This window comes from Parasediminibacterium schistidii, from assembly GCF_046546515.1.
GTDB lineage: Bacteria > Bacteroidota > Bacteroidia > Chitinophagales > Chitinophagaceae > Parasediminibacterium.
In genome coordinates this window covers 76,338-89,452 of sequence record NZ_JBKHKJ010000001.1, presented here as the reverse complement: position 1 = coordinate 89,452, position 13,115 = coordinate 76,338, and the positions used below count along the sequence as shown (strand labels likewise).

3 protein-coding genes are annotated in these 13,115 nt (G+C 42.2%); all 3 read left to right on the top strand.

What is annotated here, in order from left to right; all coding sequences use genetic code 11:
* Positions 1–167 precede the first annotated feature (167 nt).
* The 3 genes from ACHFIY_RS00255 (at position 168) to ACHFIY_RS00245 (ending at position 13,095) form a co-directional block, all read left to right on the top strand.
* Positions 168–1,115 (top strand): alpha/beta hydrolase fold domain-containing protein, encoded by a 948-nt coding sequence (locus tag ACHFIY_RS00255; RefSeq protein WP_410844027.1) that lies wholly within the window; start codon positions 168–170, stop codon positions 1,113–1,115.
* A 431-nt stretch (positions 1,116–1,546) separates the two neighbouring features.
* Positions 1,547–11,767: a fibronectin type III domain-containing protein gene (locus ACHFIY_RS00250; RefSeq protein WP_410844026.1), complete on the top strand. Its 10,221-nt coding sequence runs from the start codon at positions 1,547–1,549 to the stop codon at positions 11,765–11,767.
* A 125-nt stretch (positions 11,768–11,892) separates the two neighbouring features.
* Positions 11,893–13,095: a glycoside hydrolase family 28 protein gene (locus ACHFIY_RS00245; RefSeq protein WP_410844025.1), complete on the top strand. Its 1,203-nt coding sequence runs from the start codon at positions 11,893–11,895 to the stop codon at positions 13,093–13,095.
* Positions 13,096–13,115 lie beyond the last annotated feature (20 nt).

Here is a 13,115-nt window from a genome sequence, read left to right as displayed (position 1 = left end):
TCTTAAGGCAAGAGGAAATGAAGTAAGATAGGCTATATTTTAGGTAAGGCAATATACAAGTATAAAATATAGCCCTGAAAGGGCGGTATACAATAGCGGAAGGTTAAGCCCTTCGAAAAATGGCGTAAGCGCATCTATGTGGTGCGTAAAAAAAAGTAATAATAACTTTGAAATTAATCCTCCCCATTGTATTATTAACCATCAATATTGGGCTTTGCCTAGCCCAAGGGCTTGTTGTGCCAAAAGATACCAGTTTTACAGTGGCTTCCACATACCTAAAAGAACAAAAAAGGAGGCCCTATATTGTGGTAGCAGCACCCAAAAAAAGCAAAACCACCATTGCCCAGCTAGATATTCCTTACAAGCATATTGGCCAAAGGGAACTGCTGCTAGATGTATTTTACCCCAAGAATACAAAACACCAAAAGCCTGCCGTGCTGCTGGTTTTTGGTGGCGGCTGGCGTTCTGGCGATAAAACACAGAACCATGCCATGGCCGTAGAACTAGCTAACAAAGGCTATGTAGCCGTGAGTGCTGAGTATAGGCTATCGCCCGAGGCAATATACCCTGCGGCAGTACTAGATTTGAAGGACGTTATCAAATGGATGCGGGCAAATGCCATGCAATATGGCATTGATACCAACAAAATAGCCATTCTGGGCTGCTCAGCAGGGGGGCAGTTAGCCGCATTGATTGGCACAACTAACTGCAACCCAAAATTTGAAGATACCAGCAGCACCCAATTAGTTTCATCCAAGGTGCAGGCCGTGGTTGATATTGACGGCATATTGGCCTTCCACCACCCCGAATCAGCAGAGGGGGCTGTTGCAGCCCAATGGCTGGGCGGCACCTACGCCCAGCAGCCTGAAAAATGGGAGGATGCTTCTGCATTAAGCCATTTGGACAAGCGTACCGTGCCATTTTTGTTTATCAACAGCGCCACGGCCCGCTTCCATGCTGGCAGGGACAGCATGATGAAACAAATGAGTACACTCGGCATTTATTCAGAGGCACAAACCATAGACGACACGCCACACCCATTCTGGTTTTTCCACCCATGGTTCCAGCCGATGATGGGGTATGTTGTTGCTTTTTTAGAAAAGCAATTCCAATAGTTTTTACCAAGGCTATATTAAAATAAATGAAGGAAATACAAATTAAAAACCCCTTAAATGAGGGGTATGGCATATTTCTTTTAAAATCTTTGCACATAGGGCTCTACATGTGTTTTTTAGAGGGATATATTTATTAGTATGTTGATAATCAATGTTTTAGTTGCTTTTTTTATTGCTAGATAGATACTTTTAAATGAAATAATGCTTAAAGTATGCTGTTTGCATAAACGATTGTGCTTTGCCAGTAACAGGATAGTGCAGGATAGGACAGGATGCAACAGCTTTTTAGGTACACTACCTTTACCCTTCGAGTAAATATTAAAATAGTTGTATTAGGCAATAATATAGTTATGTTTTTTGCTCATTGTCGGGAACGATTGCATTATATAAAAGTATTTTTAAAAGCCTTCGCCGGGCATTACATCAGCTGTATGAAAAATTTATCTACAAATTCAGCCTTTTCTAAGGCATCCCAGATTTTGAAACATGCATTCATGCTTGTTTTTGCGGTTTTAATTACTTCGAGTGTATTTGCGGCTACCTATTATTGGGATGGTACTACATCAATAATTACAACTACAGCATGGTGTACTAATAGTGGTAGTTCTACTGCGAGGGTATTAACTACTACTCACCCAAGTAACTTTACTACTGCTGGGGATGTTTTTGTTGTACAAGGGAGTACAAATTCTAGTGGTACTGCTGTGACATGTAGCGGTGTAACGTTGCCTGAGTCTGTGACCCTAAGCACTGCTTTTACAACTTTTGGGGCAAGTGCTACAAGTAATGTGGTTTTTGAAATAGAGGGAGGTGCTACGGTTACACAGACTGCGGCTCTTTTTGCTACAACTCTTAATACTTTTTCTACGTTTCAAGTTGATCAATTAGGAAACTTCTATTATAATGCTAGTGGAACTGGGGATCCTACTGCTGCGAGTGGTCCATTTAAAATGGGAACAGTTAGTTTGTATAGCACTGGCACTGTTGCTAATATGAGTAATGTATATATACAAAATATTACTACAGGAACTATTTCCGCAGCATTACCCACATTCGGTAATTTGTTTTTCTACCTACCTTCCGCTTATTCAACAATTGCAACTGTTGGTGGTAAATTAACAACAGTAAAGGGTAATCTTACTATAGGAGATGGAACTGCAGCAACAACAACATCTGGTGGTATTCAGTTGAAAGTAAATACTTCAAGTCTTTCAATTGCAGGGAATTTGGTAATTAATAATGGAAATTTTTTAGGTTCAGTTAGTTCAACTACAGGAAATGGTAGTTCTATTACAGTAACTGGTGACGTTATATTAAATGGAGGCGATTTTTCTCCGACAACAACCAGTACAACAGCTTGTACAATTTCTTGTACTAATTTCACAATGAATGGGGGTACTTTTATGGGAGGTTCAACCACTGGAGCATTGCTTTTTGGGTCTTCTACTTTAACTATTTCTGGTGCTTTAGATATCAAAGGTGGCACATTCAATTTTATTCCTAATGTTCCCGCATCTACAAGTCAGGCAAATACAGTGAATTTGGCTGGAAATTTAATAATTGAAGGTGGAAGTTTGGTTTGTGTTGGTACTAATAAGGTATTAAGTACTCCTGGTGCATTTAACTTTAATGGGGCTACTACATTTACTTTTAGTAGTGGAACACTTACAACATCGGCTGCTTCTGGTAATTCAATTCCATTTGTTGTTGTCGCGGCCAAGTCATTAACTTTAAGTAATAATTTTCCACTAACAAAAGTTGGTGTTGCTCCTAGTTTAACCGTTAATGGTACTTTAGATTGTGGAACTAAGACTGTGAATGGTACAGGGGGTATTTTTACATTAGCTGCTGCGGGTACTTTAAAAACGGCCAATACGGGTGGCTTGGCTGCTACAATAACTTGTACTGGATTAACAAATACTTACACTGCTGGAGCCAACTATGTTTTTAATGGTGCTACAACAACGCCAACACTAGCTGCAATAGCAACAAGTGCCTTAACAGCGAATGCTAGTGCTACGCTAAACTTTACTTCTACTACTGGCGTGGCTGTTGGTATGCTTGTTACTGGTTTAGGCATTGCGGCGAATAGCACTGTTAGTAGTTATACAGCTACTACAGTTGTATTGTCTGCAGTTACAACAGGGGTTTCATCTGGTGCTACTGTCACATTCGCACTTCCCACGGTTAATAATCTTACTATCAATGCGGCAGTTGCGTTAAACGCTCCAATAACCATTGGTTCAGCAGGCGTTCTTACATTAACAAGTGGGATATTGACCACTACCACTGCCAATTTACTTTCAATAACAAATACAGCTTCTACTGCAATTGCAGGTAGCCCTTCCACTAGTTGTTATATAAGTGGGCCAATAAACTGGACTTTGGCTACAAACGCCTCAGCAACAAAATATTCATTCCCAGTAGGGACAAGTTCTGCGTATCTTCCATTTGATTTGACATATACAGCCAGTGCTGCCACAAGTACCGCACAAATCCAGGCTTTTTCAGGTAGTTTTTCACCTACTAACGACGGTACAATTTCACCTAGTACTAGCGAATATTGGTCTTTAACAACTACTGGTGCAGTATTTACATTACTTAAAGCTTCATTGGGTAAATCATCTTTAGGTTCTAATGCTTTAATTGGGACAAATACAACTGGCTCATCTGGTTCTTATAGCAGTATAGGTGGTACTATACCCGCTACTGTTGGGGGTATTAATGGTATTGGCGTTTCCAATGCTATTACTGCTTCGCCAGGAACTGCGGGTACATTTTACTTGGCAATGGGGGCGCTTCCTGCACCAACTGTAACAACAGGCAATGCAAGTAGCATTACTACAACAAGTGCTGTTTTAAACGGTACTATCAATGCTGCTAATGGGGCTGCTACCAACATTACATTCGATTATGGTACTAGTACTTCGTATAGTAGTACTGGTAATGCAGGTTCTAATAGCCCAACAAGTGCTGGTGCTACCAATGTTTCCACATCTTATACTATCGCAAGCGGCTTAACAGCGGCTACACAATACCATTTTAGGGTTAATGGCACAAGTTCTGCTGGCACTACCAATGGTAGCGATGCTACATTTTATACTTTATCTAATGCCCCTACTGCGCAAGCAACAGGAGTTAATTTCCCTTCCGTAGGCGGTACTACATTGACAGTTAGTTGGACACAACCCGGAAGCGGTGCTGGTACCAACTTGATAGTAGTAGCAAGGGCAGGTGGCGATCCGGCTGCAAATAGTGGCAATCCTGTAAATGGAACTGCTTATATTGGCAACTTAGTTTTTGGCAACGGCACGCAAATTGGCACGGGTAACTATGTGGTGTACAGCGGTGCAGCTACATCGTCTATTGCTATAACTGGCCTTTCTGGTGGCACTACTTATTATTTTGATGTATATCAATTCAATGGTTCTGGTGCTACACAAAATTATTTAACTACTTCCCCTGCTGCGGGCAATCAAGCTACAAGCACTGCACCACCTACAGTGGTTACAGGTACTTCAGGAAGCATTACTACCAGTGGGGCTACCATTACTAGTAGTAGTGTTACAGCTATTGGCGGTTCTGCTGTTATAGGAGAAGGAGTTGCTTGGAGTACAAATTCTGGTGCTGAAACAATAGCTTCTGGAAGCAATTTTACAAATGATGGTACAAGTACTCCTTTTACAAGTACTATAAGTGGTTTGGCTGCTGGAACACCGTATTTTGTAAAAGCTTATGCTACCAATAGTAATGGTACAAACTACGGCAGTGAAATTAGTTTTACAACCCTATCTGCTTTGCCAGCTACACAGGCATCTGGTATATCATTTAATAATGTATCGGGTAATCAGTTAACGCTTTCTTGGACAGCAGGTAGCGGCGTCAAAAGTTTAGTAGTGGTAAAACAAGGCAGTAGCCCAACAGCCCCTACAAGTGGCACTAGCTATACTGCAAATGCTAGTTATGGTATTGGCGGTACTACTGCGGCTAGTAGTTATGTAGTATATAATTCCACAGGTAACACTGTTACTGTAACCGGCTTAAGTGTAAGTACTTCTTATACATTTGAAGTATATACTTTCAATGGTGCTGGTGGTTCAGAAAATTATTTAACTTCTGCTTCTACCAATAACCCTAATACCCAATCAACAACTGCAAACGCACAATATATTTGGACAGGTGCTACAGATAATAACTGGAGTACTTCGACTAACTGGATCCCTACAAGGACATCTCCAGCAACTACAGATATTTTGTTATTCGACAATAGTAATGGAACACCAGCATCTGTAGCCATTACAACCATGCCTTCAACACAAACTATTTATGCATTGCAAGTATCTAATAACACATCGGTTTCATTGGCAGGTACATCAACCCTTACAGTAACTAGTGGGGTTGCAGTAGATGCTACATCGGCCTTTACACAAGGCAGCGCAATTGCTGTTACATTAGGTGCAAGTGAAAGTTCAATCATTGCTGGTACTTATACTTTGGCATCAGGAGCAGGCGCCCTAACTACTACCGGTGGTACTATGAGTATTACTGGTACATTAAATATTAATACCACAACAGCGGCATCTTTTGTTACAACTGGTTCGGTGGTAACAGTACTAGGTACTATTGTAAGTACTAATACAAGCAGCACGGCAATAACAGCTACCACATCTACATTATTGTTTGCAACAAGTAGTGCTTCCGGTGGATATACCTTAACTGGAAATGGTGGCCAGGTTCCTGCTGCAACATGGGTAAATGGTACGCATTATGGCAACTTAAATATAACAGGGGTTACGTCTGCTACAACTATTGCTGCTGTTAGTGCACCAGGCGCAGGGGGTTTTGGTAATATATATTTTGATGCACCTGGCCTTACTGCTAACCCTTTAAAACTATTTACCAATTTCCCAACTGCTTTAGTAGTAGCTGGTAACCTTACACTGGCGAGAACAAATAGCAAGCAAGTACAACTGTACACATCTGCCGGTTCTACTAATGGAACATTTGGTAGTATCAATTTGAATTGTGGTAGCTATCTATTTAATAATGGAATATATACCACAACGGTAAATGGTTCATTTAGGATGGTAGATTCTTTATCAGCTACTGGTGGCTATGCTGCTGCTGCCTTAACTTTTGGTAGTTCGGCTTCAGACAATTTGGATGTTAAAGGAGACTTTGTACAAACCGTAGGAACTATAACATCTGGTGCTTCATCACAATTAATCAGGTTTGTAGGCACTTCTGCCCAAAATGCCACTTTTGGTACATTGAGTGGGGCAGGGCTCGGAATTACAATCAACAACTCGGCGGGTGTTACTTTAAACAGCGCACTTACGGTTAATGGCACCTTTACTTTGACTGCTGGTATATTAACAACTACCTCAACAAACTTATTGACACTGGCAAGTACAGCAACTTTAAGTGGTGGGTCTTCTTCATCTTATATAAATGGGCCAATGCAAAATACCCTTGCAACTACTACTGGTACAGCATTGGTATTTCCAATTGGCAAGAAAATAAGTACTACAAACTATTATAGCCCTGTTACATTAACAGTAACACAGTCAACGGCTACTTCTACAACCTATAAAGCTGAAGCATTTGTAGGCGGTACAACACCTACACATACTATACCTGGAACACTGTCTGCCGTTTCTAACAACAGGTATTATACCTTGTCGTCAAGTGGAAGCAATATAGCATCTGCTACTTTAGGGTTAGTATATGATGGAACCGATGCCAGTGGTATAAGCCTTTCTGATTTAAACCTTATAAGAATAGCTGGTAGTAGCGGATGGGTTGATTTGGGTGGTGTAGGTTCTGCCAATAATACTGGCACAATTAGTTCTTCAAATAGTTTTACAGCCTTAGGTGATTTTGTTATTGCAACTGCTGTTTCCTTGAGTACACCACCTTCATTAATTGCTGCCAGTGGTGCAACAGTTGACAATGATTTCCTTATAACATTTGGTAGTAATGACGCCACTTGGCTTGGTGCTATTACCACAGTAAAGTATGGTGTAAATACCTTGACGGCTGGTACAGATTATACAATTTCGGCAGGTGGGTTGACCTTGAAACCTTCTGGAGGCGTTGCGAGTGGTTTAAGGACTCCTGGTACACAATCAGTAGTTATTTCTGCCACCAATTACAATAATACAAGTATCCCTCAAGCAATTGCTGTTGGTTCAGCTACCCAGTTGGTTATTACTACCCAACCTGTAGCTCCTGCATCAAGTGGTGCTGCTTTTGCTACACAACCTGTAGTTAAAATAGAAGACAAATATGGCAATGTGCTAACTGGGAGTTCTGCAAGCGTAACAGCAGCAGTAGGGGCGGGTTCTTGGACAATTGGAGGTGGAAATTCAGTAAATGCAAGTAGCGGCGTGGCAAGTTTCCTTACTTTAAGTGGTTCGGCAACTGCAAACGCAAGCGGTTCCACAATTATATTTTCCTCAGGAGCATTGTCTGTTACTTCAAACACATTTACAGTGCTTGGGCCTATATCTTATTATTGGGTAGGTGGTACTGCTGCAACATTTGGTGCGATAGGCACTTTAGCTACATCTTTAGGTGGTACACCAAATGCTAGTGCATATACAGGAATGAATACACCAGGTAATAGTGATATAATCATTTTTGATGGTACTGACATTAGTAATACGGTGGGTAACCAAACAGGAACTGTTGCGTTAACTTTACCTTCTACAGTAACTACCTATTATGGGCAGTTTATTTTTCAAAATAATGCTGCTGTAACATTGACCGCTAGTGGTAGCAGGACACTAAATATTGTTGGTGGGGCAGCATCAGATTTTAGTATTGACGGAACTTCATCTTTAACAACATTAAGTGCAAGCCCTGCTTTGACTATCACATTGGCTACTGGTGCAACAGCTTCTATTAGCGGTACTTTAATATTGGGTGAAACTGGTGCAGGTGGCCATCAATTCATTGGCACCGATGCTGGTTCTGTTAATTTCCAAAGCGGCTCAGTTTGTTCTTATAATTTAAGTAGTACTACATTCCCTTTTGGAACTGGAACAGACAGTTCTGTGATTTTTAAAAATAATTCTAAATTAATAGGCATCAAGGGGGCTGACGCATTTGGCGGAACTGGGAATACCGTAATTGCGTTCCAATCTGGAAGTACTTATGAATACCAGGCAGCAAGTGCATCTTATACACCTTCTTTTGGCGGCAGGACATTCTCTATTTTTAGCTATAATACTGCAACCGCTTTAAGTATTAAATTGGCTACAACGGCACCTATAACAGGTAATTGTACGATGGATAGCTTGATTGTTCAGGCTGGTTCAGGTGCTGCTACATTTGATTTTACTGGGGCTACTTTAAATATCCTAGGCAATTTGGTGAATAATTCAGCTAGTGCCTTAACAATTTCACCAACAGCAAATGGAACAGCTTCATTAGCATTTAACGGTACGATAGCGCAGAAAATACGCAATACAGGTGCTGGTAGCATCGTTTTTGGTAGTTCTACATTGACTCGTGTACAAAATGTAACGGTAAATAATAACAATGGACTTATTTTAAATGGTTCTATTACTGGTTATGGTATATGGGCACTTAACAATGGTATTGTTACTTTAGGGGCTAATAATTTTGCGGCTTCTTCAGCAACAGGTAGTTCGTCTTCTTATATAGATGCAAGCGGCACAGGTAAGTTTACACTTAATGGAGTTACTACATCAGCCACAACCTTTCCTATTGGTACTTCTTCTTATTATGCACCTTTAATTTTAACTGGTGGCACAACGGGTCGTAATATAACAACGGGCGTAAAATCTACGCTTAGCCATGTTGCCGCATCGCCGAATAACGTGGTTAACTTAGAGTGGTCTATCTTGGCAAGCGCAGCAACTTCACCAACTGTTACTTTCCAATATAACACCTTAAACCAAGGTACAGGTTACGCTAGTACAAGCCCTGTTTTAGGAACTTATGTTAGTGCTTATGCCGAGTCTGCTTTAGGTACTGTATCAACTGTAAGTAGCAATACTTATTCTGTGGCCACAGCAGCTGCAATAGCATTGCCTACTACAACCGCTAATTTGTATGCTATTGGCAATAGCCACGCATTTTTATTAACTGTTCCGGGAGCGCCAACAAGCGTTACTGCTACTGCTGGCAATGGACAGGCTTCAGTTGCCTTTACTCCACCTGTTGATAATGGAGGCGCCGCAATTACAACATACACAGTAACATCTACTCCAGGCGGCTTTACACCAACTGGTTCTAGCAGCCCAATAGTAGTAACTGGCTTAACTAATGGCACAGCTTATACGTTTACTGTAAAAGCCACCAATAGTGTTGGTCAGAGTGCAGCAAGTACAGCATCTAGTGCTGTTACACCAGTGCCAATCACCATTTGGAATGGTGCTTCATGGAGTGCAGGCATACCATCCGCTACTTCTGTTGCTACTATTAACGCTAACCTATCCAATGCACAATGGGGCGGTGCTACTTCAGTTGCCCAAATCATTGTAGCAAGCGGGGTTACTTTTGCCAATACAGGCACAATTTCGGTTACAGGTTCACCATTTACCAATAATGGTACTATCAGTGGCGGTACTATTGTATTAGCAGCTACTTCTGCCCAAACCATTACTGGTATCGGCACAGTAAGCAGCCTCACTTTAAGCAATAGCTTTGGTGCAACCGTGAGCAGTGGCAGCAACAAGCTTAACATAACGGGTGTGTTGACCCTACAAAGCGGCATATTGACTACCAACAGCAACCTAGTGTTCAAATCGAACAGCATAGCTAGTTCTGGCACATTGGCCGCAGTAGGTGCAAGCGGCAACAGCGGCAGCATCAGCGGAACAGTAACCGTGGAAAGGTATATACCTAAAGGCTACCGGAGCTATCGCGACATTGCCCCAGGTGTTTACAACACGGCGAACACTTTGTACAGTACATACCAAGAAAGCGGCAGCTATAGCAACAGTGGCTACGGCATGTTCATCACAGGTGGCACAGGGGTAGCGGGCAATACCAGCACGGCGAACAGCATTGATGCCAACCATTTTGATGTGAGTGCCAATGCTGTGAAAACGGCTTATACCTACATCAATGGCACATGGGCAACCGTTACCAACACCAATACACTGGTAACGCCATTCACTGGCTACAGGCTATTGATAAGGGGTGACAGGAGCTTCTACCTGTACGGTACTAGCATAGACAATACTCCGCTTGGCTTGTTGATGTACAACGACACTAGGCTGCGTGCAAGCGGCACTTTGGTAACAGGAGACGTTACCTACAGCCCGGCAGGCGTGAGCAACGCAGTTACGGGCAGCACCTACGCCAACAGCACTTTTGGCTTGAACAACCTTACAGACAGCAGTTTCAACCTAGTGGCCAACCCTTATGTTTGCCCTGTTGACTGGCGTTTGCTTACCAAGGACAGCATAGAAAACTATTACTATTACCTAGACCCAACCCTTGGTGCAACAGGTGCTTATGTAGCGGGTAATTCAGGCAGCAACCAGTATATACAAGCTGGTCAGGCCATATTTATCCAGAACAAGAAAACGTTCCCTAAATACCCTGTGATTGGCTTCACAGAAGCGGCCAAGGCCGCAGGCATAGGCAACCAAACAGCAGTGTTTGGCGGTGAAAGCAAATTGCCTATTGTTTTGCTAAGGGCAGAAACAGCAGGGGCAGGCAGCTACCACAAGATGGACGTGGCCAATATCGTGTTTGGCAATGGTTACAGCAATGGCTACAATGGCAACGAGGATGTGCCTAAGCTGCCCAACAGCAGCGACAACCTGTCCATACACGAGCTAAGCACCAGCAAGGCACTAAGCATAGACGGCAGGCAGGTAGCCACCAAGGATGATATTATAGCTATAGAGTTGGCACAGGTATCAAAGGCCAACTACAAGTTGCAAATAGATGCCACAAGCTACAACAGCAATAGCCTAGTGCCATATATATATGATGGCTATACAAAAACCTACACTGCACTAAGCAGCGGCCTGAACACCATCAGCTTTGCGGCGGATAATACAGTTGCAGCAAGCTATGCCAACAGGTTCAAGATTGTGTTCAAGCCAACAGTTTTGGCAGTAAACAGCATTGTGGCTACCGCAACATTGAAAGAAGGTGCAGCAACAGTAAGCTGGAACACGGCAGGGGAAAACAAAGTAGCTGGCTACACAGTAGAGAAATCAACCGATGGCACGGCATACACCGCAATAGGCACTGCAACAGCCAAGAACACGGCTACTGCGGCATACAGCTATGTTGACAATAGCGTTACTGGCACTACTTACTACCGCATCAAAGCCACCAGCGCAGATGGAAGCATAGCTTACAGCAATGTTGTAACCCTTTCGCCTTATGCCTTGCGCTTTACACCTTACACATTGTATCCTAACCCAGTAATAAACAGCAAGTTGAACGTGAAACTGGAAAATGTTGTAGCTGGCAAATACAATATAGGTATCTACAATGCCCTTGGGCAAAAAGTGCATGAGCAGGTTATCAACCACAATGGGGGCAGCACAAGCCATGCTTTAAGCATCAATAAGCTGGCAACAGGCTTTTACAATGTAACCATTACAAGCACCGATAGCAAGCAACAGGTTTACCAGTCTGGAATAGAGGTTCAGTAGAGCATAAGAGTAAGGATAGGAGATAAAAAATGGTGTTGCCAGTATTCAAGCTAGTCTTGGTTTTGGCAACATCCTTATTTACAATAAGTGTTAACACAAATAAAAACATCATCAATTCACAATACATGAACAAACACTACTTCCTTTTATTTGGTTTCCTCCATCTGTTAAGTATTAAAACCTGCATGGCCAATACTTTGGATGACGACAACGATTCCACGCTTACAGTTGCTACGGGGGATACGACTTTGCAAACTAAATACATACAAAATGCAATTAACTACTGTAGCAGCACAGGCGGGGGTACCATAAGGCTTACTGCTGGCGTTTACAGGACAGCGCCTTTGTTGATGAAAAGTAATATCACGCTGCGCATTGATAGCGCAGCTACTTTGCAAGGCAGCCCTATTATGGCTGACTGGACGGTTGGCACTACATTAAGGAATTTGCTATATACTTCAGGCAACCTTACAAACGTGAGGATTACAGGGCAAGGAACTATTGATGGCAGCGGCGCCCCATGGTGGGCTGCTTTTAATGCCAACAATGCCGTTAACAGGCCTAGGTTAATCTATTTATCTAATGTTACCAACTTAACCATCGACAGTTTAAACATCCAAAACTCCCCAACTTTTCATATTGTGCCCAATAATTGCAGGAATGTTGTTATAGACCACATCACTATTAACACGGATAAAAATTCGCCAAACACAGATGGCATTGACCCATCAGGATGCTACAATGTGCTGATAACAAACTGTAGCGTAAGCGTGGGCGACGATAATATAGCCATTAAAGCAGGGAGCAATTGCCAGGATATTACGGTAGCCAACTGCACGTTTGGCTATGGCCATGGATTGTCTATTGGCAGCGAAACGAATGGTGGGTATAATAACCTACGGGTTACTGGCTGTACTTTTAAATCGACCACTAACGGTATCCGTATAAAATCTGGGCCTGGCATTGGAGGGCTGGTTTCAAACACCTATTACTCAAACATTACCATGACGGGTGTTACAAACCCAATCGTGGTTGACTTTACTTATGCCAACACTGTAACCACACCGCCAAAAATTCCTGCTGTAAATAATTTTTTCATAAATAACCTCACAGTTACAGGTTCTGGTAATGCAGGTACTTTTTTAGGGTTAACCAATAGCTTGATACAAAACATCGTTTTAACCAACGTAAACATTGCGGCCAAGAAAGGCATGGCAATCAGCTTTGCCAATGGGGTAACATTTAAGAATGTAATCATCAACAAAGCACCTGCAAAGAACGGGACAAATGTTATAACTACCAGTGTTACTGGTATCCAAGGATTTTAATTAGAAAGCACACTCAATCT

Coding starts and splice junctions, on each gene's coding strand:
- ACHFIY_RS00250 (WP_410844026.1), top strand. CDS start 1,547: ATGAAAAATTTATCTACAAATTCAGCCTTTTCTAAGGCATCCCAGATT.
- ACHFIY_RS00245 (WP_410844025.1), top strand. CDS start 11,893: ATGAACAAACACTACTTCCTTTTATTTGGTTTCCTCCATCTGTTAAGT.